Source organism: Streptomyces sp. NPDC096048 (assembly GCF_044763415.1).
Taxonomy (GTDB): Bacteria; Actinomycetota; Actinomycetes; order Streptomycetales; family Streptomycetaceae; genus Streptomyces.
This window is the reverse complement of the sequence record NZ_JBIWGG010000001.1, coordinates 340,042-362,801: the sequence shown is the minus strand read 5'-3', so window position 1 is coordinate 362,801 and position 22,760 is coordinate 340,042. Positions and strand designations below refer to the sequence as shown.

19 protein-coding genes are annotated in these 22,760 nt (G+C 73.2%); 9 read left to right on the top strand and 10 right to left on the bottom strand.

Annotated features, from left to right (window positions below; all coding sequences use genetic code 11):
* Positions 1-57 precede the first annotated feature (57 nt).
* The 6 genes from ACIQ6R_RS01810 (at position 58) to ACIQ6R_RS01785 (ending at position 4,344) form a co-directional block, all read left to right on the top strand.
* Positions 58-525, top strand: coding sequence for a hypothetical protein (locus tag ACIQ6R_RS01810; protein WP_404169264.1), 468 nt, complete (start codon positions 58-60; stop codon positions 523-525).
* A 215-nt stretch (positions 526-740) separates the two neighbouring features.
* Positions 741-1,484, top strand: a complete 744-nt coding sequence (locus ACIQ6R_RS01805; protein WP_404218062.1) for an FHA domain-containing protein — start codon at positions 741-743, stop codon at positions 1,482-1,484.
* Positions 1,481-2,845 (top strand): protein kinase, encoded by a 1,365-nt coding sequence (locus ACIQ6R_RS01800; RefSeq protein WP_404218061.1) that lies wholly within the window; start codon positions 1,481-1,483, stop codon positions 2,843-2,845. The genes ACIQ6R_RS01805 and ACIQ6R_RS01800 overlap by 4 nt, the downstream gene beginning before the upstream one ends.
* 69 nt (positions 2,846-2,914) lie before the next feature.
* A complete protein-coding gene (locus ACIQ6R_RS01795) occupies positions 2,915-3,130 on the top strand; it encodes a hypothetical protein (protein WP_404218059.1) in 216 nt (71 codons plus the stop codon).
* 98 nt (positions 3,131-3,228) lie between these two features.
* Complete coding sequence (locus ACIQ6R_RS01790; RefSeq protein WP_404169253.1) at positions 3,229-3,813, top strand: peptidoglycan-binding protein; 585 nt, start codon at positions 3,229-3,231, stop codon at positions 3,811-3,813.
* Between the two features lie 60 nt (positions 3,814-3,873).
* Entirely contained in the window at positions 3,874-4,344 is a 471-nt protein-coding gene (locus tag ACIQ6R_RS01785) for a peptidoglycan-binding protein (RefSeq protein ID WP_404218056.1), read from the top strand.
* A gap of 56 nt (positions 4,345-4,400) precedes the next feature.
* On the opposite strand, the gene purH is transcribed toward ACIQ6R_RS01785, so the two are convergent.
* Entirely contained in the window at positions 4,401-5,972 is a 1,572-nt protein-coding gene (gene purH / locus ACIQ6R_RS01780; RefSeq protein ID WP_404218054.1) for a bifunctional phosphoribosylaminoimidazolecarboxamide formyltransferase/IMP cyclohydrolase, read from the bottom strand.
* Positions 5,969-6,607: a phosphoribosylglycinamide formyltransferase gene (gene purN / locus ACIQ6R_RS01775; RefSeq protein ID WP_404169244.1), complete on the bottom strand. Its 639-nt coding sequence runs from the start codon at positions 6,605-6,607 to the stop codon at positions 5,969-5,971. Before purN ends, purH begins: the two co-directional genes overlap by 4 nt.
* A gap of 323 nt (positions 6,608-6,930) precedes the next feature.
* Here purN and ACIQ6R_RS01770 point away from each other — a divergent pair, with 323 nt between their 5' ends.
* Positions 6,931-7,722 (top strand): hypothetical protein, encoded by a 792-nt coding sequence (locus ACIQ6R_RS01770; protein ID WP_404218052.1) that lies wholly within the window; start codon positions 6,931-6,933, stop codon positions 7,720-7,722.
* Positions 7,723-7,966: 244 nt separating this feature from the next.
* Here ACIQ6R_RS01770 and ACIQ6R_RS01765 read toward each other — a convergent pair whose 3' ends face one another.
* Positions 7,967-9,547 carry a DUF6350 family protein gene (locus tag ACIQ6R_RS01765; RefSeq protein ID WP_404218651.1) on the bottom strand — a complete coding sequence of 527 codons (1,581 nt, stop codon included), beginning with the start codon at positions 9,545-9,547 and terminating at the stop codon, positions 7,967-7,969.
* Positions 9,548-9,654: 107 nt separating this feature from the next.
* Here ACIQ6R_RS01765 and ACIQ6R_RS01760 point away from each other — a divergent pair, with 107 nt between their 5' ends.
* Positions 9,655-10,965: a helix-turn-helix domain-containing protein gene (locus ACIQ6R_RS01760; protein WP_404218050.1), complete on the top strand. Its 1,311-nt coding sequence runs from the start codon at positions 9,655-9,657 to the stop codon at positions 10,963-10,965.
* A gap of 85 nt (positions 10,966-11,050) precedes the next feature.
* Here the strand turns inward: ACIQ6R_RS01760 and sucD are convergent, their stop codons facing one another.
* From sucD to ACIQ6R_RS01725, 7 genes are all read right to left on the bottom strand, one after another.
* Positions 11,051-11,935 carry a succinate--CoA ligase subunit alpha gene (sucD, locus tag ACIQ6R_RS01755; protein ID WP_121748769.1) on the bottom strand — a complete coding sequence of 295 codons (885 nt, stop codon included), beginning with the start codon at positions 11,933-11,935 and terminating at the stop codon, positions 11,051-11,053.
* A 28-nt stretch (positions 11,936-11,963) separates the two neighbouring features.
* Complete coding sequence (sucC, locus tag ACIQ6R_RS01750; protein WP_404169235.1) at positions 11,964-13,145, bottom strand: ADP-forming succinate--CoA ligase subunit beta; 1,182 nt, start codon at positions 13,143-13,145, stop codon at positions 11,964-11,966.
* 507 nt (positions 13,146-13,652) lie between these two features.
* On the bottom strand, positions 13,653-14,717 hold the full coding sequence (locus ACIQ6R_RS01745; protein WP_404218048.1) for a hypothetical protein: 1,065 nt from the start codon (positions 14,715-14,717) through the stop codon (positions 13,653-13,655).
* 162 nt (positions 14,718-14,879) lie between these two features.
* Positions 14,880-15,995 carry a hypothetical protein gene (locus ACIQ6R_RS01740; RefSeq protein ID WP_404218046.1) on the bottom strand — a complete coding sequence of 372 codons (1,116 nt, stop codon included), beginning with the start codon at positions 15,993-15,995 and terminating at the stop codon, positions 14,880-14,882.
* Positions 15,996-16,165: 170 nt separating this feature from the next.
* Positions 16,166-17,326 carry a VWA domain-containing protein gene (locus tag ACIQ6R_RS01735; RefSeq protein WP_404218044.1) on the bottom strand — a complete coding sequence of 387 codons (1,161 nt, stop codon included), beginning with the start codon at positions 17,324-17,326 and terminating at the stop codon, positions 16,166-16,168.
* Entirely contained in the window at positions 17,323-19,953 is a 2,631-nt protein-coding gene (locus ACIQ6R_RS01730) for a DUF5682 family protein (protein ID WP_404218042.1), read from the bottom strand. Before ACIQ6R_RS01730 ends, ACIQ6R_RS01735 begins: the two co-directional genes overlap by 4 nt.
* A gap of 102 nt (positions 19,954-20,055) precedes the next feature.
* Complete coding sequence (locus ACIQ6R_RS01725; RefSeq protein ID WP_404218040.1) at positions 20,056-21,240, bottom strand: AAA family ATPase; 1,185 nt, start codon at positions 21,238-21,240, stop codon at positions 20,056-20,058.
* 131 nt (positions 21,241-21,371) lie between these two features.
* Here ACIQ6R_RS01725 and ACIQ6R_RS01720 point away from each other — a divergent pair, with 131 nt between their 5' ends.
* Complete coding sequence (locus ACIQ6R_RS01720) at positions 21,372-22,727, top strand: SWIM zinc finger family protein (protein WP_404218038.1); 1,356 nt, start codon at positions 21,372-21,374, stop codon at positions 22,725-22,727.
* The last annotated feature ends 33 nt before the right edge of the window (positions 22,728-22,760 follow it).

Genomic DNA, 22,760 nt, shown 5'->3' with positions numbered 1-22,760 from the left:
CACGGTGTGAGCACACCGCTCCGGCGGTACGACACCGACGTTCATGGGGGAACCACAGTGAACATCATCAAGCCCGCCGCGCTGCTCGTCGCGGCCTCGGCCCTGGTCGCCGGCTCCACGGTCGCGGCCACCGCCGCCGACCCGGCCGGCACCCGGGTGACCGCCCTCCAGCAGGCGGCTGACCAGGTGCTGGCCGACAAGCCGAAGCCCCTGCACGTGTCCGCCGACGCGGTCAGGTACGAGGGCCTGACCGTCACCGAGGCGCCCAGGACCAAGGCCGCCCAGGATCTGGCCTGCGACTACGGTCACCTGTGCATGATCGTCAAGGGCACCAAGTTCGACTTCTACAAGTGCCAGACGTGGAACGTCACCAACTGGACCGGCGACGGCCCGTTCACCAACAACCAGACGCGCGGCACGGTCGCCAAGTTCTTCAACAAGGACGGCAGCGTCCGCTGGACGTCGACGGCCTACCAGGCGGGCACGGCGACCTGGGACCCGATCTGGTCGCTGCGCCCCTGCTGATCCGCTGATCCGCTGATCCGCACGCGGGAGCGTGCCTGACCGCGCGGCCCCCGGCCCCCTCCAGAGAGGGGTCCGGGGGCCGCTTCAGCGTCCGGAGCCCACCGACCCGCCGACGCGTCCGAATGCTTGGGTTGCCCTCACCCGTCTCCCGTAGCCTGCCCGTTGTTGGACTGGGGAATGTTGACCCCGAGCAATCGGGGGAGGGGGACGACTCCATGTACAGCGTCATCGTCGTGCCGCCGTCGTGCGGCAGTGTGGCCGACCAGTTGAGGATCAGCGCGGGTGAGCGCATCGAGTTCGGCAGGACCGAGCCGAGCGGCGGGGGGCTCGCCATCGCGCACGCGGGGGTTCCCCGGGTCGCCGGGGAGATCGCGGCGCACCGCACGTTCTGGCTGCTGAGCAATCTCAGCGAGGACCAGACCTACGTGGTGGAGAACCCGGAGGGCGCCGGCGAGCACATCAAGGTGGCTCCGGGCCGCGTGGAGGCGCCCGTACCGTTCGAGCTGGCGCGGGTGACCCTGCCCGCCGCGGGCGACCTGCTCACCTTCGACGTCTGGGCACCGCGGCACGCCTTCCGCAGCGTCGAGCGCCGGGGGCTGGAAGGGGCCGGCACCGTCCCGGCGTTCGCCCTGGACCGCACCAAGCGGTACTTCGCGGTCCTGGCCGCCCTGTGCGAGCGGCGCCTGCGCGGTGAGCCCCGCGCCCCGCTGCCCGCCGTCGAGGAGATAGTGGAGCGGCTGCGCCCCAGCTGGCCCAAGGTCAGCCGCTCCGCCGTCTACTGGAACATCGACTACCTCGCCGTCAAGCTGCGGCTGAGACCCGGCCCGGACACGGCCGAGCCGGGCCGGCGCACACACGGCAAGAAGGAGTCCCTGGCCTCGCTGGCCCTCCGCTTCGACCTGGTCCGCGAGGACGACCTCGTCGTACTCGCTCCCGCCCCGAGCGGAGCGGCACGGTGACCGGGCGGCCGTACGCGGTGCCGGTGCCGAAGGGGTACCGGATCGGGCCGTGGGAGGTGCGCGAGCCGCTCGCGTCCGGCGCGTTCGCCACGGTCTACGACGCGACCCGCCACACCTCCGACGCGGCGACCGGGCGCGTCTCCGGCGGGGGCGAGCTGCCGCGCCGGGCGGCGCTGAAGTTCCTGGCCACCGGCACCCGCACCCCGCGCCAGTTGCACCACCTGCGCGACCTGGCCGAACGCGAGGTGCAGTTGCTCAAGCGGCTCCGCTCACCCCGGCTGATCCGGATGTACGACACGCTGACGGTCGACGACCCGGACCATCCCGAGCTGGACGGCGCCACCGTCCTGGTGCTGGAGCGGGCCGAGGGATCCCTGGACGCCGTACTGGCCCGGACCCCGTCCCCGGACGCCGGGCCCGCCCTGCTGGCACAGATCTGCGAGGGCCTGCACCAGCTCCACCACGCGGGCTGGGTGCACGGGGACCTGAAACCGGCCAATGTTCTGCTGATGGCGGACGGTTCGGCCCGGCTCGCCGACTTCAACCTGGCCGCGGAGATGGAAGGCACCCACGCCTACACCCCCGCCTTCGCCACCCCGGACTACACCCCGCCCGAACTCCTGTGGCCCGAGGTCGACGAGCGCGGCACACGGATCCGTCCGTCCGCCGACCTCTGGGCCTTCGGCGTCCTCGCGCACGTGGTCCTGACCGGGGAGTTCCCGCTGCCCGGCGGCACCTCGGAGGCACGCTCCGACGCGGCGACGCGCTACGCGCGCGGCCGTGAGGAACTGCGCCTGTCCCCCGGGCTTCCCGAGGTCTGGCGGGCCATCCTGCGGGACTGTCTGGCCCCGACCCACGCGGAACGCCCCACCGACACCGCCGCGCTGCTGCGCCGGGTGGAGGAGGCCGCGGGCGCCTCCCGCTCGGCCCGGCTGCCGCGACTGCGTCCCCGGCGCTGGCGGCGCCCCGCCCTGGCGGTGGCGCTCGCGGCGGCGATCGTGGGCGCGGGGAGCCTCGCGTACACCACCCCGTGGGAGTCGGCCCCGGCGGCCGCAGCGCCGCCCACCTGTGAGAAGCCCGTGGAGTACGAGGACGCCGCCCACGGCACCGGCTACACGGCCGGCCACAGCGGCACCTGGGACTTCACCATCAAACGGGGGGACGGAGGCAGCCAGGTCAGGGAGTTGCAGTGCCTGCTCAGGCATCTGCACGGCATCGAGGAGGTCGGCGAGGTGGACGGCGACTTCGGCCCGCTGACCCACGGGGCGGTCGTCATCTTCCAGAAGCGGGCGGGACTGGACGCGGACGGGATGGTCGGGCCGGGGACCTGGCGGGCGCTGCGCAAGGGCGGGGAGTCCTGACGGTCGGGACCGCTCCGACCGTCGAAAGCGCTCCGGGTGAGGGCCACCGGCCATGGCCGCCCTACAACTTTGGAGGTACCCCTGCACTCGGACATCGTCGGGGACTGTGCGGGAGCGGTCCGCTGGGGCGGCGACGACGACGCCGTCGACGAGGCCCTCTACTACCTGACCGGCGGGCCCGGCAGCGGCGAGTTGCTGCGCGTCGCCCCCAAGTCCCAGGAGTGGTCCGACCGGCTGGGAGCCGGGGCCGGTGCCATCAGCGCACCCTGGTCCGCCCGAGGCTGAGCCCACCGACCACCGCGCGCCCTGGAACTTTGCAGGTACCCCAGGTCTCGCACATCCCGCACATTGAGCACACGACCTCCGCCGGAAGGGAACTCACGTTGAAGAAGCAATGGAAGATCGGCCTCGCTGCCCTGGCCTCGGGAATGGCCACGGTGCTCACGATCGTCCCCGCGCATGCCGCGTACTCACAGAACTCCGGGGCGTACAGCACCTCGTTCGTGGACGGCGCCGGCTCTCTCACCGACGACTTCGGCGACCACTTCGACGAACTCGGCAATTCTCTCTGCTACGGCTGCGGAGAATCCTCGAACACCGACATCGTCGTCCTCTGGCAGAGCATCCTCGTGGCCGAGGATTTGCTCGATCTCGGTGACATCGACGGCCAGTTCGGCCCCGCGACCAGGAGCGCCACCATCAAGTGGCAGCAGCGCTACGGCCTCAGCGCGGACGGCAAGGTCGGCGACAACACCTGGAGCAAGGCCGACGACCGGCTCGTATGGCTGTCCAACATCGATGTGTCCTACACCGGGAAGTACAACACCGGCGCGGCGATCCTCCACCGCGGCAGTACGTCGAAGACGTCGGACAGCGGGGCCTACAAACTCGCCGAGGTCTACCAGTACGACGGTGTCAAGTCGATACGCGGCACGCGGGTCCAGTTCCGCTCCCTGACCAACCTCTGAACCCGCACACCTGATATCGCGGCGTACGCGGGTAACTCCGGGGCCTACAGCACCTCGTTCGTGGACGGCACCGGCGCCCTGACCGACGACTTCGGCGACCACTTCGACGAGCTCGGCAACTCGTTGTGCTCCGGCTGCGGGGAATCCTCGAACACCGACATCGTCATGCTCTGGCAGAGCATCCTGGTCTCCGAACGCCTGCTCGACTTCCAAGACGTCGACGGGTACTTCGGATCACAGACCAAGGCGGCCACCGTCAAGTGGCAGCAGCGCCACAGACTCGACGACGACGGCATGGTCGGCGACGCCACATGGAGCAAGGCCGACGACCGACTCCAGTGGAACGGCTCCGTCCTGAGATACCGCAGCGGCGGACCCTTCGGCTTCGTCGAGTTCCACCGAGGCGACAGCTCCAAGAGCCGGGACGGCGGCGCCTACCACCTCCACAAGATCATGCAGGGCGACGGGGTCCAGGTCTTCGAGAGGGGGACACGCGTCCACCACCGCGGCAAGACCGTCAGCCAACGCTGACCTCTCCGGTGCCCCGGACCGGTCCGGAGCACCGGTCCGGGGCACGGGCGTCCGCGTCAGTGGAAGAAGTGCCGCGTCCCCGTGAAGTACATCGTCACGCCGGCCTTCTTCGCCGCCTCGACGACCAGTTCGTCGCGGACCGAGCCTCCGGGCTGGACCACGGCCTTCACGCCGGCCGCGGTGAGGATCTCCAGGCCGTCCGGGAAGGGGAAGAAGGCGTCGGAGGCGGCGTACGCCCCCTGTGCGCGTTCGGCGCCCGCGCGCTCCACCGCCAGCTTCGCGGAGTCGACGCGGTTCACCTGGCCCATGCCGACGCCGACCGAGGCGCCGTCCTTGGCGAGGAGGATCGCGTTGGACTTGACGGCCCGGCACGCCTTCCAGGCGAAGGCCAGGTCGGCCAGGTCGGACGGGGAGAGGGCCTCGCCGGTGGCCAGCGTCCAGGTGGCGGGGTCGTCGCCCTCGGCCTGGAGGCGGTCGGTGACCTGGAGGAGGGCGCCGCCGTCGATGGGCTTGACCTCGACCGGGTCGGCGGGGGCCTCGGGGGCCCGCAGCACGCGGATGTTCTTCTTCTTGGTGAGGGCTTCGAGGGCGCCGTCCTCGTAGTCGGGCGCGACGATGACCTCGGTGAAGATCTCCGCGACCTGCTCGGCCATCTCCTTGGAGACCGGGCGGTTGACCGCGATCACGCCGCCGAACGCGGACAGCGGGTCGCAGGCGTGCGCCTTGCGGTGCGCCTCGGCGACGTCCGCGCCGACCGCGATGCCGCACGGGTTGGCGTGCTTGATGATCGCGACACAGGGCTCGGCGTGGTCGTACGCGGCACGGCGGGCGGCGTCCGTGTCCGTGTAGTTGTTGTACGACATCTCCTTGCCGTGCAGCTGCTCGGCCTCCGCGAGACCGCCGCCCTCGGGCGAGGTGTAGAGGGCCGCGGGCTGGTGCGGGTTCTCGCCGTAGCGCAGGGTGTGCGCGCGGTCGTACGTGGCGCCGAGGAAGTCGGGGAACCGCGAGTCGTCCACGGGGGCGTACTCGCTCGCGAACCAGGAGGCGACCGCCACGTCGTACGCGGCGGTGTGCTGGAAGGCCTCGGCGGCCAGCCGCTTGCGGGCGACGAGGTCGAAGCCGCCGTCCTTGACGGCGGAGAGCACGTCGGCGTAGCGGGCGGGGCTGGTGACGACCCCGACCGAGGGGTGGTTCTTGGCGGCGGCGCGGACCATCGACGGGCCGCCGATGTCGATCTGCTCGACGCACTCGTCGGGAGTGGCGCCCGAGGCGACGGTCTCGCGGAACGGGTAGAGGTTGACCACGACCAGGTCGAACGGCGCCACGCCCAGCTCGTCCAGCTGCTGCCGGTGGCTGTCCAGGCGCAGGTCGGCGAGGATGCCGGCGTGCACCTTCGGGTGCAGGGTCTTGACGCGGCCGTCCAGGCACTCGGGGAAGCCGGTCAGCTCCTCGACCTTGGTGACGGGCACGCCGGCCGCGGAGATCCGCCCGGCGGTGGAGCCGGTGGAGACGAGCTCGACGCCGGCCTCGTGCAGCCCGCGCGCCAGCTCCTCCAGCCCGGTCTTGTCGTAGACGCTGACGAGCGCGCGACGGATGGCCCGCTTGTTGCTCTCGGCGGTGGCGGTCACTGGATAACTACCTTTCGTCCCTCAATGCGATAGCCGTTGCGGGCGAGCCGCCCCACGACATCGACGAGCAGCCTTCGCTCGACTTCCTTGATGCGCTCGTGCAGAGCGCTCTCGTCGTCCTCGTCCCGGATCTCCACCACGCCCTGCGCGATGATCGGCCCGGTGTCGACGCCGTCGTCGACGAAGTGGACGGTGCATCCGGTGACCCTGGCGCCGTACGCGAGCGCGTCCCGCACACCGTGGGCCCCCGGGAAGCTGGGGAGGAGGGCGGGGTGGGTGTTGACGAACCGCCCCCCGAAGCGGGCCAGGAACTCCTTGCCCACGATCTTCATGAACCCGGCCGAGACGACGAGGTCCGGCTCGTGGGCGGCGACGGCCTCGGCGAGCGCCGTGTCCCACTCGTCGCGGCTCCCGTAGTCCTTGACCTTCCGTACGAACGTCGGCAGTCCGGCACGCTCGGCGCGGGTCAGCCCCTCGATGCCCTCGCGGTCGGCGCCGACTGCGACGACCTCGGCTCCGTAGGCCTCGACGCCGGTGGCGGCGATCTCGTCGAGGAGCGCCTGAAGGTTGGTGCCGGATCCGGAGACCAGCACGACGAGGCGCTTGGCTCGCTGGGCCACGGGCTTGGCGGCCACGGTGGGGGCCTTTCTCGGGGGGAGCGGGGTCTTCACGGCCGTACGTTCTGTACGTTCATCCGTTTGTGCGGTCGTACGAATGCTTCGCGCCCCGGGATACGGGGAAGTCTACGAAGCGGTCGACCGTCAGCAACGATACCGGCACACCGGACGGCCCCCTCGGGACGGGGGCGCGGCCGGAAGGTAGCGTCTGCGTGGAGCCGACCCGGGAACGCCACCTTCGCGTCACGCGTTCACCAGTCGTGCCGACCGGTACGCCCGTTCCACCAGATCGTCCGTTCAGATCGCCCGTTCACTGTCGCCAAGGGGAAGACGCTCACTTGATGCCGGACCGCAGCCTGCGACTGCTCACGCTCTCCCAGCAGTCGGCGCAGCCAGGGGAGCGCAGCACCGTGTTGCTGCGGGAGCGCCCCTCTTCACCGCCCGACACCCCCTCGGACCGGGCGGAGGGCGGCGAGCAGGACGGCGCCACCGAGAAGGACAATCCGTTCGCGCCGCCCCCGGAGGGCACGCCGGACCGCCCCTGGCAGCCGCGGCACCCGTCGGGCGACGGCGGCGATTCCCGGGGCGAGGGCGGACGTTCTCCGTGGGGCCGTCAGTGGAGCGACCGGCAGCCCGGCCGGTCCCCCGGCGGCTTCGGCGAGCGGCCCGGCGGTTCCGGTTCCGGTTCCGGCCCCGAGGGATCGGGCGGGGGCACCGGCCCGCGCTGGGACCCGACGGACCCTGCCCAGCGGCGCGCCCGCTATGCCCTGCTGTGCGGCATGTGGGCCCTCTTCTTCGCGCTCTTCACGTGGCCGTACGTGGCGCTGCTGCTCGGCGCCCTGTCCCTGTACTGGGGCATCAGCGCGCTGCGCGCCAAGCCCCGTGCCGCCTCGGATCCGGACACCCCGGCCCCGTCCGCCGACCAGACCGGCCGTCCGCAGCGGACCGCCGCGATCAGCGGCCTGGTCACGTCCTCCCTGGCCATCCTCCTGGTCGCCGCGTCCTTCGGCGCACAGCTGGTCTACAGCGACTACTACACCTGCCGGAACGACGCCCTGACCAACGAGGCGAAGCAGAACTGCGAGACCCACCTCCCGGAGCAGCTCCGCGACCTGCTGGGCACGGAGGGCTGACGCCGCCTTCCGACGCCGGGCGCGGCGATTCCAGCCCGTCCGGCGCTTGCTGCCTTCCAGACCCTCCGGCGTTCGAGGCCTTCCAGCCCGTCCGGCGTTCGAGGCCTTCCAGCCCGTCCGGCATTCGAGGACGAGGCCCGTTCAAGGGCCGAAGCGGGGTCCGGGGGCGCAGCCCCCGGGGACGGGCAGCGTAGGGGCGGCGGGGGCGAAGAACGCCACGGCGGCGGCGCCGCGCCGGGACCATTCAAAGCACCCGCGACGACCCCTCCCCGGGGGAGTCGACCGGGAGCAGATCGTACGGCGCATCGCTACCACCGCCGCCGCCACCGGCGTCGGCGTCGGCGCCCCCTCGCCCCCACCACCGCCCCGCCGAGGGCAACGAGACCCACCCCCACCGGCGCCCACCACCGGAGTCAGCCGCGTCCCCGCCCTCCACCACCTGCGCCGAAGCGGCAGCGCCCCGGCCCCGCCACGCCCTCATCAGCACCGCCACCGGCAGTGCCACCACCCCGACCCACGCCAGCGTCGCGCCCCCGGCCTGCCACCACACCGGCCCGAACCGCGCGAGGGCGCCATCCCCGAGCGGCCCACCCGCCAGCGCGGCCAGCAGGGCGACGAGGACCGCGCAGAGCACGGCGGCCAGTACCGCGGCGGCGACGGTCCGCCGCCACGACCACGGCCCGGCGGCCTCATGGGCGCCCGGGTCCGCCCCCGTAGCCGCCCGCGCCGTGAACCACCCCACCACCGCCCCCGCCGCCAACGGCACCGCCCCGGCCACCCAGTGCAGCGGGGTGCCAGGACCCGCGTCCGGCACCGCCGCCAGCAGCGGGAACGGCGGCAGCAGCGGTGCCGGGGCGGAACCGAAGGGGTCCACGACATGGCCGGTACCGAGCGCGAAGCCGGGACCGAGGGCGTACGCCGCCGCCCACACCGCCGCGTTCGGCACCAGCGTCAGACAGAGCAGCAGTACGGCGAACCGCCCCGACCACCCCTCGGTCAGCTGCAGGAAGGCCTCCCGCGCGGCGGCTCCGTGCCACACCAGCGACACCGCGAGCAGCAGCGCACCGCCGCCGACGAGCACCGCCGCCCCGGCGCCCGCCGCGCGCGCCGCGGCGCCCAGGCGCGCGTCCGGTTCCACCATCAGCTCCCGCAGGTTCCGGGGCAGTACGCGCAGTGCCCGTCCCACCGGCCCGCCCGGACGGCCGAACGCCGTCCACACACCCGCGCCCGCCGCGCCCATGGCGACCAGCGGCAGGCACACCGGCGCCCACCACCAGGAGGGCCGCAGCGCACCGCCCGCCGCGTACAGCACGACGGGCGTGGCGACGGCGAGGTAGCCGAGGACGACCCCGGCCCAGGCGTTGCGCGCGGAGACGGGCGGCGGTCCGGCGTCCGGGAGGATCCGGCCCCCGCCCAGACGCACGCCGACCCCCGCCTTCGCACCCGCGCCCACGGCCACGGCCACGCCGTCCCCCGGGTCCGTGGCGTCCCGGGCCGCCCGGTGCAGCAGCCACACCGGCAGCAGGAGAAGCAGCAACGGGGTGACGCCCACGGGCACAGGGGCGCCGGAGAGCGTGTCGGCACGGATCAGTTCGGCCCCGTGCGCCAGCACCCACACGGCGGCGCCGACGTGCAGTGCGCCGCCGGGCCCGCTGTCGGGGTACGGCGAGCTGATCCACAGCAGCGTCACGAGCGCGGCGCACGAAGCCAGCCCCAGTCCCGCCGCGACCACGCCGCCCAGGAGGCCGGCGGCCAGCCCGGGCGACCGGTCGCGCCACCGGGTGCGCAGCAGGGACAACGGGGCTCGGCGATCGGTCGTCTGCATCACGCCGCCATGCTCCCAACGACACGCGCTTTACCGGCGTAACAGGCGAAGCTCCGCTGTGTCGCTCAATATATGTTTATGTACTTTTTCGTACGAAGGGGCGCCCTGTGACGCGGAGCCCTGCAACCCCGCTCCCTCCTCCCAAGGCCCGCCGACGCCTGCGTGAGAGCGCCGCGTTGACACAGGCTCAGCTCGCGTCACGGGTGGGTGTCACCCGCGAGACGGTCCGTGCGTGGGAGAGCGGCCGCACGACCCCGCGCGGCCGGAAACGGGAGGCGTACGCGAAGCTGCTGAACACCCTGGCCGAGGAGGCGACGGCGCGGCGGGCGAAGCCGGCACCCGCCCCGGCACCGGAACCGGCGCCGGTACCCGTCGTCGTGGCCGTCGGCGCCGGATCGGCGGGCGCCTCCGAGGAGGCCGCCGACAGCCTCGTACTCCCCGCGAAGCCACTGGACGAGCGGCGGTCGGGACCGGGCTCGGGCGCGGGACCGGATTCCCCCTCGGGACCGGGCTCGGGACCAGGCTCGGGCCCGGAGGCTGAACAGGAGTCAGGACCGGAACCCCGGCCCGAGCCGGCCCCCGAGGCCGAGTCCGCGCCCGCCCCCGCCTCCGCGCCCACCGCGTTGACGCCCGCTCAGGCCTTCGACGCGCTGTACGAGTTCGGCGCCCCCGCCCTCGTACGGCAGACCTTCCTGCTGACCGGCCGCCGTGAGCTGGCCCGCGAGTCCGTGGAGCGGGCCTTCCAAGTCGCCTGGGAGCACTGGCCCGAGGTGGCGCGCGACCGCGACCCGGTGGGCTGGGTGCGGGCGGCGGCGTACGAGTACGCGCTCTCGCCCTGGCAGCGGTTCCGCCTGCGCCACCGGCATCCGGAGCCGCCGCCCGCCGACCCCGGCGACCGCACCCTGCTGAACACCCTCCTCAGGCTCCCTCCGCAGCACCGCCGCACGCTCCTGCTGTACGACGGCCTGGGCCTGGGCCTGCCCGAGACGGCCGCGGAGACGGAGGCGAGCACCCCGGCGGCGGCGAACCGGCTGCTGCACGCCCGCGAGGCCGTCGCCGACCGGCTGCCCGAGCTGGCCGACCCGCGGGTGCTGCACCGGCGGCTGGCCGAACTGGCGTCGACCGAGCGGCTGCGGGCCGCCAGGCCGCCGGCGGTGCGGATGGGCAGCGAACGCCGGGCACGGTTCCTGACCCGGGCCGCGATCGCCTTCACCGTCGCCCTCATCGGCACCACGGCCCTGACCCTGCGCACCGCGCCCACGCACTACGAGCCGCCCGTGTCCCCGGGGGAGACGGTGCGCGGGGTGCCGCCCAAGGTGGCGCCGGGGGCGCTGTCGGACGAGCAGCTGGAGCTGCGGCAGAAGCTGCGGGATCAGTTGCAGGACGGGCCGGAGCGGCTGACGCCCCGGCTGGAGTGACGTGCCGTACGCCGAGTGGCCCGCCCCCCGAGGACAGGGGGCGGGCCACTCGGTGTGGCCGCTGCGCGCGGCCGGTGCGGCCGGGTCAGCCGGCCAGGATGGCGCGGGCGAGCTTCGCCGTCTCGGTCGGCGTCTTGCCGACCTTGACGCCGGCGGCCTCCAGGGCCTCCTTCTTCGCCTGGGCGGTGCCGGACGAACCGGAGACAATGGCGCCGGCGTGGCCCATGGTCTTGCCCTCGGGCGCGGTGAAGCCCGCGACGTAGCCGACGACCGGCTTGGTCACATTCTTCGAGATGTACTCCGCCGCACGCTCCTCGGCGTCGCCGCCGATCTCGCCGATCATGACGATCAGGTCGGTCTCGGGGTCGGCCTCGAACGCGGCGAGCGCGTCGATGTGCGTGGTGCCGATGATCGGGTCGCCACCGATGCCGACGGCGGTCGAGAAGCCGATGTCACGCAGCTCGTACATCATCTGGTACGTCAGCGTGCCGGACTTCGAGACCAGACCGATGCGGCCCGGCTTGGTGATGTCGCCCGGGATGATGCCGACGTTGGACTGGCCCGGGGTGATGATGCCGGGGCAGTTCGGGCCGATGATCCGGGTCTTGTTGCCCTTCTTGCCGGCGTACGACCAGAAGGCGGCCGAGTCGTGCACGGCGATGCCCTCGGTGATCACGACGGCCAGCGGGATCTCGGCGTCGATGGCCTCGACGACGGCGTCCTTGGTGAACTTCTCCGGCACGAAGATGACGGAGACGTTGGCGCCGGTCTTCTCGATGGCCTCCTTGACGGTGCCGAAGACCGGTACCTCGTTGCCGTCGAAGTCCACGGACTGACCCGCCTTGCGCGGGTTGACGCCGCCCACGACGTTGGTGCCGTCACCCAGCATGAGCTTGGTGTGCTTCATGCCGGTGGCACCGGTCATGCCCTGGACGATGACCTTGCTGTCCTTGTTGAGCCAGATAGCCATGGTGTGTTGGTGTCCTCGTCCTGAGTGCTTACTTGGCGGCGTGGGCCAGCTCGGCGGCCTTGTCGGCCGCGCCGTCCATGGTGTCGACGCGCTGGACCAGCGGGTGGTTGGCGTCGGTGAGGATCTTGCGGCCCAGCTCGGCGTTGTTGCCGTCGAGGCGGACGACGAGCGGCTTCTCGACCTTCTCGCCGCGGTCCTCCAGGAGCTTCAGCGCCTGGACGATGCCGTTGGCGACCTCGTCGCAGGCGGTGATGCCGCCGAAGACGTTGACGAACACGGAGCGGACGTCCGGGTCGCCGAGGATGATCTCCAGGCCGTTCGCCATGACCTGGGCGGAGGCGCCGCCACCGATGTCCAGGAAGTTGGCGGGCTTGACGTCGCCGTGCTTCTCACCGGCGTACGCGACGACGTCGAGGGTGCTCATGACGAGACCCGCGCCGTTGCCGATGATGCCGACCTCGCCGTCGAGCTTGACGTAGTTGAGGTTCTTCTCCTTGGCAGCCGCCTCGAGCGGGTTGGCGGCGGCCTTGTCGTGGAGCTCCTCGAAGTCCGGGTGACGGAACTCGGCGTTGTCGTCGAGCGACACCTTGCCGTCGAGGGCGATGACGTCGCCGGAGACGACCTTGGCCAGCGGGTTGACCTCGACCAGGAGGGCGTCCTCCTTGATGAAGGTGTCCCACAGCTTGACCAGGATGTCGGCGACCTTGTCGGCGACCTCGGCCGGGAACTTCGCGGCCTCGACGATCTCGCGCGCCTTCTCGGGCGTCACACCGTCGATCGCGTCGATCGGGGTCTTGGCGACGGCCTCCGGACGGGTGGCCGCCACCTCCTCGATCTCCACGCCGCCCTCGACGGAGGCGATGGAGAGGAAGGTGCGGTTGGCACGGTCGAGGAGGAAGGAGACGTAGTACTCCTCGACGATCTCCGGGGCGGTCTCGGCGATCATCACCTTGTGGACCGTGTGGCCCTTGATGTCCATCCCGAGGATGTCCGTCGCCCGGGCGACGGCCTCGTCCGCGGAGGCGGCCAGCTTCACGCCACCGGCCTTGCCGCGACCACCGACCTTCACCTGCGCCTTGACGACGGACTTGCCGCCCAGACGCTCGGTGATCTCGCGCGCCGCCTCAGGCGTGTCGATGACTTCACCGGCCAGCACCGGTACATCGTGCTTGGCGAAGAGGTCCCTCGCCTGGTACTCGAACAGGTCCACGCGCTTCCGTCCCTATCAGTGATCTCGCGGTTCGTTGGATGCGTGGGCGTGCCGCGAAGGGCAACGTGACGTCCGCTGTGAGTCACAAGGGGGGCGCACACGGTGTCCGAGCGCGCGGCATGTCCGTCTCGCAGGTTATCGCCGCTTGCGGAGGGTCTCTAAATCGTGGGTCACACCTGAGCGGTGATGCCTGTCACATGATGCCGCGCTCACTGGCACGGGGTGCCGGGCGTGAGGGCGCGCGGGGACACCGGGCGGAGGGCTCCGCGTCCGGGCGGAGGGGCCTCACCGGGTTGGGGCCGACCCGGTGAGGCCGTTGAACGCCCCGGGGCCCGCGGCAGTGCGGACTCCCGGGGTGCGGGGCGGCTGGTCCCCACCCCAATGGGGACCGGCCGCCCCGATCCGCGGGGCTACGGCCGGACGGAGGCCGACGGCTTTCGGCCGGACCGTCCGGGGCCGTGTGCTCCGCGAAACCGGTGGTTCACCTGATGTCCAGGTGGGCGGATGTCAGACGCCGTACGGGTTGCCGAGCGCGCCGTAGGCGCTGTCCCGGAGGTCCTGCGCGTAGCCGGGGGTCACCGATCGGGTGACGTCCCCCACACCGGTGACGGCGTTGCCGGCCAGCGGGGTCTGCTGGACGGTTCCGGTCAGGTCCCGCGCGAAGGGCTCGGCCTGTCCGGCGACGCCGTGCGCGAAGGGCGCCACCTCGCCGGTGACGCCGTACGCCAGCGTCGTGGCGCTGCCGCCGACACCCTCGAGGACCGGCTGGACCGTCTCGACCACGGCGTCGACGACCGGCCGCACGGCACCGGTGACGCCCTCGGCGAACGGTCCCACCTGCCCGGTCACGCCCTGCGTCAGCGGCGGTACGGTCCCGACGACGCCGGCCGCGAAGGGCCGCATGTCGCCCGCGACGCCGGTCGCCAGTCCGCCCGCGTCCCGGACGGCCTGCCCGGCTACGGGCACCGCACCGTCCACGGCGGTGTTCGCGACCGGCGGGAGTACGGCCTCCCTGGTGTCGCCGGTGGCCTGGCCGACCAGCCCGGTGGCGTACGGCCGCACGTCCGCGACGACGCCCTCGGCGACCGGCCCGGCGCCGGTGACGGCCCGGTCGGCGACCGGCGGGGCGACGGTGTCGACCGTCTCTTGTGCGGCGGTCTGGGTCTGGTGCCGGGTCTGGGTCTGGCTCTGGCTCTCGGTCTGGTCCAGCTCCGGCGCGAAGGCGGAGAGGGGGCCGAAGAGGTAGTCGACGTCGTCGGTGGGGGTGAGCCGGCCACGGTCGGACGTGATGTCGGACGTGATGTCGGAGGCGACGTTGGAGGTGGCGTCAGCGGTGGCGGTGGCGGCGGGGGCGTCGGCCTTGGCGGCGGTGTCCGTCACGGCGTCCGTCACGTTGTCGGTCGCGGCTTCCGGGGCGTTCTCGGCGGCGTCGGCAACCGTGTCCGTCACGGCGTCCGGGACGGACACGGAGGCGGCCGGCAGCTCGTCGGCACTCGCCACGGAGGAGCCCAGCGCCCAGGCGCCGGTGACGCCGGCGGCGATGACTATGGAACGGCGGATGTTCTTGTTCATGGGTACGTCAGGGTCCTTCGAAGAGCTTGGGGACATTTCCGAATGCCGGGCCGGGTCGTGCGGCGCCGGCGGCACCCGCCCGGAAGAGTGAGAAGCGTCCGGACGGCGGGCAGACCTCTCCGCCCCCGCGCGGCGGGTCTGCGGCGGGGGGAAGGCCCTGCTCTAGGCGGGAGAGACGGGAACGTCCCGGTACCGGTCCCGGATCTCGGCGGCGTCGGCACGCGCGAAGGCGCCGGGCACGAGTCGGAACGGAATCCGGTGATGCGGGGTGACCGCGTGCGCGTCACCGTGGCGCGGCGTGCCGTGGTCGGCACCGGCTCCGGTGCCGAGCGTGCCGTCGGGGTCGCCGGTGGGTGCCCGGTGGGCGGGGGCGTGCTCGGCGGGCGCGGGCACGGGACGGTGGGTGTCGACGTGCGCCGCTGCGGGCGACCCGCCGACGACGGGCTCCGGGCCGTACGCGACGTGCGCCGCGGCTCCGGCGCCGTCGGAGGACCGGGCGTCGGGGGTGACGGACGTGTCGGCGGTGTCGGAGGCGTCCGGCACCGTGGTGGAGGACCCTGGCCGCGGAGCCGTGCCGACCGGCATCAACCGACCGGGAACGTCGACCACGCCGGACGGGTCCGGCAGGAACGGCAGCGAAGGCGAGGACGGCAGCGAAGGCCGCGTAGGCGAGGTCAGCGAGGGCGGGGAAGGAAGTGGCGGCAACGCCTCCAAGGGCGGCACCTCCGTCCGCGCGACCGCCCCGAGCCCGTCGGCCACCGTCTCCACCGCGTCACCGACCGGCCGCACGACCCGGGCCTCAACGGACCGGACGACGCCCTCGGCAAGAGGACGAAGCTCCGAAAACACCACGCCGGAACGCGAGGCGGTCCCGAAGTCCTGGACGGCGGTCCTGGATTCCTGGCTGGTCTTGGTGACCTGGCTGGTACCGGGGGTTTGGCCGGTCTCGGGGATCTGGCCGGTCCGAGACTCCTGGTCGGTCCGAGACTCCTGGTCGGCTCCAGAACCTTGATCGGCCCGAGAGTCCTGATCGGCCCGCGAACCCTGCGGGACGGTCGATTCCCGTGCTTCCCGCGGGAGGTCCGGGGGTGCGTCGACGACCTGTCCGATCGCGTCCCGCACGGACGGCGCCCCCTCGGCCGCCTGCGCTCGCCCTCCGCAGAGGATCCCGAGCACGAACAATCCGCCCACCAGCAGCGCCACGTGCAGCACACGCCGCCCGGCCACCCTGCGCGTCACGCGCAGAGCGGCACCGGGCAGGACTGCTGACCAGATCAAGAGGGGGAGATTCCTCCCGTGCGGCGGAACGGATCGCGCGTCGAACATCGCATCGACACGACGCGCGATCCTCGCACGGAGGTCCGCAGGTTGCGCAAGCCCGCTCGTACCGATGGGCAGTCATATCCGGTTTACCGGCAGGAATCAGGCCACCTCGGATCGACAAATCGTCACCCGGCATCCGGTATCGGCAGGGGACGCTTCTCGATCGCCGCCGCCATCACCTCCGGGAAGAGATCGGGCGTGCAGGCGAAGGCGGGCGCGTCCAGCGCGGCGAGCGCCGCCGCGTGCTCCCGGTCGTACGCGGGCGCCCCCTCGTCGGACAGCGCCAGCAGCGTCACGAACCGCACCCCCGCCGCCTTCATCGCCGCGACTCGCTTGAGCATCTCGTCCCGTATGCCTCCCTCGTACAGGTCGCTGATCAGCACGACCACCGTCTCCGCGGGCCGGGTGATCTGCGACTGGCAGTACGCCAGCGCGCGGTTGATGTCCGTGCCACCGCCGAGTTGGGTGCCGAAGAGCACGTCGACCGGGTCGTCGAGCTGGTCGGTGAGGTCGACGACCGCCGTGTCGAAGACGATGAGCCGGGTGTCGATCGACCGCATGGACGCCAGCACCGCGCCGAACACGGACGCGTACACGACGGACGCCGCCATCGACCCCGATTGGTCGACGCAGAGGACGACCTCCTTCTTCACGGACCGGGACGCCCGCCCGTAACCGATGAGCCGCTCCGGCACGATCGTCCGGTACTCGGGCAGGTAGTGCTTGAGGTTGGCCGCGATCGTGCGGTTCCAGTCGATGTCGTGGTGGCGCGGCCGGCTGATGCGGGCGCTGCGGTCGAGGGCTCCGGTGAGGGTGGCCCGGGTGCGGGTGGCGAGCCGCTTCTCCAGGTCCTCGACGACCTTGCGCACGACCGCCCGCGCCGTTTCCCTCGTCGTCTCCGGCATCGCCTTGTTGAGGGACAGGAGGGTGCCCACGAGGTGCACGTCGGCCTCCACGGCCTCGAGCATCTCCGGCTCCAGCAGGAGCGCGGCGAGACCGAGCCGGTCGATCGCGTCCCGCTGCATGACCTGCACGACGGAGGAGGGGAAGTAGGTCCGGATGTCCCCCAGCCAGCGCGCCACGGCCGGTGCGGAGGCCCCGAGCCCCGCCGAACGGTCCCGCCCCGCCCGTCCCTTTTCGTAGAGCGCGGTGAGCGCCCCGTCCATCGCGGCGTCCTGTCCGGAGAGCGTGCGGCGGGTGCCGTCGGCCGGGTCACCGCCGAGCACGAGCCGCCACCGCCGCAGTCGTTCCTGTGCCGTGTCGGTGTCCACCGGCTCGGTCGTCATGCGTCCACCCCCACGAGGTCGTTGTCTTCGGCACCCGACCGCCGGCCACCGGTGCCGGGCCCGGCAGCACCACTGTCCGTCGCGTCGGCATCGCCCGCCGTGCCCGCCACGCTCGCCGCGCCCGCCGCGCCCGCCGCCCCTGACACGCTCGCCGCGCCCACCGCGTCCACCGCCCCTGTCGCGCCCACCTCGCTCACCGGCCCTGTCGCGTTCGCCGCGCCCACCGCGCCCGATGCGTCCACGCCCAGCAGCAGCCGGATCACCGGCAGCACGGCGTCGGCGCGTCCGGTGTCCAGCTCGGCCGCGAAGCCGGGTATGCCGGAACCGGCCGTCGTCGCCCTCCCCCGCCACTGCGGTCCACGCCGGACCAGCTCGCCGAGGCTGCGGCGCACTCCCGGCTCGTAGGCCGAGAAGGTGCGCCGCAGCAGCGGCAGCACGTCCGTGAACGCCTCCGCCGGTACGCCGGTCAGCCAGGCGTCGACCAGTGTCAGCAGCCGCTCGTCGTGGAGGAGCAGCATGCCGCCGCCCGAGCCGCCGCCCACGAAACCCTCGATCCAGGCCGCCGCGTCCGCCGGTGGCGTCCCCGGGGACAGCACCAGGCCCATGAGCCGTGCCGCCTCGTCCGGCGCCAACTCGCCGTCGTCCAGCAGGAGCCGTACGGCGCGCCCGCGGACGGTGCCGGGCACGGTGTCCCGCGCGGAGAGGATGCGCAGCACGGCCTGCCAACGGGACCGGAGATCGCCGTGGCCCGGCGCGGGGGCGTCACCCAGCAGGCCCACAGCACCGTGCACGGCGTCCACGTGCCGGCGCATCTCCTCGGCAGCGTCGGCATCCAGCGCGGCGCAGGCCGGGGGCAGGCCGACGAAGACCCGCTCGGCGAGGCCCGCGGCGACCTCGGCCAGTGCGCCGGTGTCGGTGCCGCGCACATCGCCGTAGCGCAGGGAGCGGACCAGGGCCGGCAGGGCCTGGGCGAGGTGGCCGACGTCCGTGTCGAGCGCCGCGCGGTCGGCGAGTATCCGCATCACCGGGGGGAGCGCGTCCGGCAGTTCGGCCAGCAGGCAGCGCTCGGCGAGCGCGGTGACGTCGGCGAGGCCCCGCGCGGTGACGGCGTCCGCCTCGGCTCGGGCGGTCGCGGCGGCGAGCACGGTCGTGCCCCACACCCCGGCCTCGGCGACCCGCACGGACAGCTCCGGCTCCCACCGCAGCCGCCACGTCTCCCGGAACGTACCCGTGCTGCCCCGCGAGGCGGCCGGCTCGCCCCAGCCGACGCCGAGCAGCCGCAACCGGTGCAGCAGTCTGCTGCGGCCCGCGTCGGTCTCCCTGCGCAGGTCCAGCTCCAGCTCCCGCTCCAACGCCTCCGGTTTGAGCCGCAGTCGCCGCTGGGTCCGGGCGAGATCCCGCTGCAAGGGCACCGCCGGCGCCCCGGCGGGCACCTCCCCCAGCACGTCGCCCACGACCAGCCGGTCGTGCACCAGCGCCAGCGGCACGTCCGAGCCCTCGCACATCACCGCGCGCACCGCGTCCGTCGTCTCGCTCAGCCCGGGCAGCGGACGGCCGCGCATCACCGCGAGGGTCTCGGCCAGCCGCACCGCCTCGATGACGTGCGCCGAGGAGACGATCCGGTCCTCCTCCCGCAGCAGCCCGGCCACCTTGGTCAGCCACCGCTCGACGGGCCGGTCCGCCGCGCCGAACAGGTGCCCGTACCAGCCCGGCGACTCGATACCCGCCCCGTACCCACTGGCCCGGGACAGCCGGCGGTGCGTCCAGGGCACCCAGGTCATGTCCACCTTGGTCCTGGGCAGCCCCTTCAGCAGCGCCCGGTCGGCGGCGACGGTGACCTTGCGGCGGAGCGCGGGCACGTGCCAGGCCCCGCAGACCACGGCGACCTCCTGGGCGAACTCGCGCCGCGCCGCACGTACCTGGAGGCGCATGTACGCCTCCCGCACGAGGTCCCGGTCGCGCCCGCCGCCCGCCTCCGTCTCCCGCAGCGCCCCCATGGCCTCCTCCAGTGCCGTGAACGGGGCGAGCGCGTCCCCGTCTCCCGTGCCCCGGTGCTCGACGACGTCCTCCCACCAGCGTTCGGGGTCGTCGTGACCGGCGGCGCCGGCGAGGGCGGCGAGCGGATCCGCCCGTACGCCGGGGAAGTCCGCACCGGGCTCGTCCCCCTCCCCGACGGAGCCTGGCTTCTCCGGCTCCGGCTCCTCCCCTTCTCTCCCCTCGTCCCCGGCACGCTCCGCTGCCCGCCATGCCAGCGTGTGCGTGGCCGGGAGGTCGATGAACCGGGCCGGGACGTCGTGTTCCAGGGCCCAGCGGACGGCCACCCACTCCGGGGAGAACTCGGCCAGCGGCCAGAAGGCCGAGCAGCCGGGCTCGTCCACGGCGTGGGCAAGGAGCGCGACCGGCGGTCGCATGTCCTCGTCGGCGGCCAGCGGGATCAGGGCGTCGGCCTCCGGCGGCCCCTCGATCAGCACGACCCCCGGCCGGGCCGCCTCCAGCGCGGCGCGGACCGCCCGTGCCGACCCCGGACCGTGGTGGCGTACGCCCAGCAGCAGCGGCCCACCACCGGAGCCACCGGCCCCACCCGGCGTGCCGGGCCCACCGCTCCCGGCCCTGTCAGTGCCCGTCACACCGTCCCCCTCGCCTACGGGTCCAGGTCGAGTCCTCGTCGTCCCCCGTCGCGCCGGCCACGGGGGTCCCCGTCCGGAGCAGCGCCCGCATCCGCGTGCCGTTCACGCGCTCACCTCCCGGCAAGCCCGGTAGAAGTCCTTCCAGCCGTCGCGCTCGCGGACGACCGTCTCCAGGTACTCCTGCCAGATGACGCGGTCGGCGGCCGGGTCGCGGACGACGGCGCCGAGGATGCCCGCGGCGACGTCGCCGGACCGCAGTACCCCGTCGCCGAAGTGCGCGGCCAGCGCGAGGCCGCCCGTGACGACGGAGATGGCTTCGGCCGTCGACAGCGTGCCGCTGGGCGACTTCACCTTCGTACGCCCGTCGCTCGTCAGTCCGTCGCGCAGCTCGCGGAAGACGGTGACGACACGGCGGATCTCGTCGATGCCGTCGGGCGCCGACGGCAGGTCGAGGGAGCGGCCGATCTCGTCGACGCGGCGGGAGACGATCTCGACCTCGGCCTCGGCGGTCTCCGGCAGCGGCAGGACCACGGTGTTGAAGCGGCGGCGCAGGGCGCTCGACAGCTCGTTGACCCCGCGGTCGCGGTCGTTGGCGGTGGCGATCAGGTTGAATCCGCGGACCGCCTGCACCTCCTGGCCCAGTTCCGGTATCGGCAGGGTCTTCTCCGACAGGATCGTGATGAGCGTGTCCTGCACGTCGGCCGGGATACGGGTCAGTTCCTCCACCCGGGCGGTCATGCCGTCCGCCATGGCCCGCATGACCGGGCTGGGCACGAGCGCGGCGCGGCTGGGGCCGTGGGCGAGGAGCTGCGCGTAGTTCCAGCCGTAGCGGATCGCCTCTTCGGGCGTGCCGGCCGTGCCCTGCACCAGCAGGGTCGAGTCGCCGCTGACGGCCGCCGCGAGGTGTTCCGACACCCAGGTCTTCGCGGTGCCGGGCACGCCGAGCAGGAGCAGGGCGCGGTCGGTGGCGAGCGTGGTGACGGCTACCTCGACGATGCGGCGCGGGCCCACGTACTTCGGAGTGATCACCGTGCCGTCGGGCAGGGTGCCGCCGAGCAGGTAGGTGGCGACGGCCCACGGCGACAGCCTCCAGCGGGCCGGACGCGGGCGGTCGTCCTGCGCGGCCAACGCGGTGAGTTCGGCCGCGAAGGCGTGCTCGGCGTGCGGCCGCAACGCCTCCGCCCCGGGGGCCGACCCGCTCCGGCCCGGGTCGACGGACGCCGGTTCAACCGAGGACTGTTCCACGGGCGTCGGTCCCGCGGGCGTCGGTTCTACGGACACAGGCATGGCTGATTCCCCCTCCAGCTCGGCCGGTTCGATCTGTCATCCACGGTGCACCACGCCACTGACAATCGCGCTGACCTGCAAAAACACTTTCGATCGACCGATTGTCAGTGGCGGGACCTACCTTCGATGGCATGACTCAGCAGGGGGTGCGCTGGACCGTGGACCAGGTGCTGGCACTGGCGCCTGACGCCGCGTCACGCAGAGCGGGCGGCAAACTCGGCACGGCAGGGCCGTGGTCCGAGGCGGGGAGTTCCGACGAGGGGGCGGTGTGGGGGCTGTGCAAGGGCAGCGGCAGCGAGCCGTATCGAACGGTCGTCGACATCGCGGACATGTCCGGGCCCGCGTACAAGTGCGGCTGCCCGAGCCTCAAGTTCCCGTGCAAGCACGCGCTCGGGCTGCTGCTGCTCTGGGCGGGCGGCGACGGTGTGGTGCCGGGGGCGACGGCGCCGGAGTGGGCGGAGCGGTGGATCGCCGGACGGCGCGAACGGGCGGCGGAGAAGAGGACGGCGGGGTCGCCCGGCTCCGCGGCCGGGACCGCCGACCCGGAGGCGGCGCGGCGCCGGGCGGAGCAGCGGGCCGGTCGGATCACCGCGGGCGCGACGGAGCTGGAGCAGCGGCTGACGGACCTGCTGCGCGGCGGCCTGGCCGGCGCGGAGCAGACGGGCTATGAGCTGTGGGAGGAGACGGCGGCCCGCATGGTCGACGCCCAGGCGTCGGGGCTGGCCTCGCGGGTGCGGGAGCTGGGCGCCATACCGTCGTCCGGCCCCGGATGGCCGGTCCGGCTGCTGGAGGAGTGCTCTCTTCTCCACCTTCTCGACCAGGGCTGGCTGCGCCGCGAGCAGTTGCCGGACGGCCTGGCTGCGACGGTCCGTGCACGCGTCGGCCTGTCGGCGTCCGCGGACGGCCCCGCGGTGCGGGACCGCTGGCTGGTCCTCGCCCAGTACGACACCGCGGACACCCGGCTGACGACCCGTCGCAGCTGGCTGTACGGCGCGGAGACGGACCGCGCCGTGCTGCTCCTCTCCTACGGCGCCGCGGGCCGGGCCCCGGAACCGGCGCTGCCGGTGGGGCTGGCCCTCGATGCGGAGGTGTCGGCGTATCCGGGCGCCGGGCAGCAGCGAGCCGCCCTGGGCAGACAGTTCGAGCCGCCCACACCCACGGAGCTACGTCCGAAGGGGATGACGACGTCCCAGGCGGCCGGTCGTTACGGCGAGGCCCTCCGCGACGATCCGTGGCTGGAGTCGGTGCCGGTGACACTGGACCAGGTCGTCCCGGTACCGGACGGCGACCACTGGCAACTGGCGGACGCCGACGGGGACACGGCACTGCCGCTCGCCCCGGCGGCCGGGAACCGTGCGGGCCTGTGGCGCCTGGTCGCCCTGTCGGGCGGCGCGCCCGTCAAGGTCTTCGGTGAGTGCGGCCACCGGGGCTTCACCCCGCTGACGGCATGGCCGGCCGGACCGGGCCAGGCGGTGCCGCTGTGCTGACCCGCCCCACGCAGTGAAACCGGAACGCGAGCG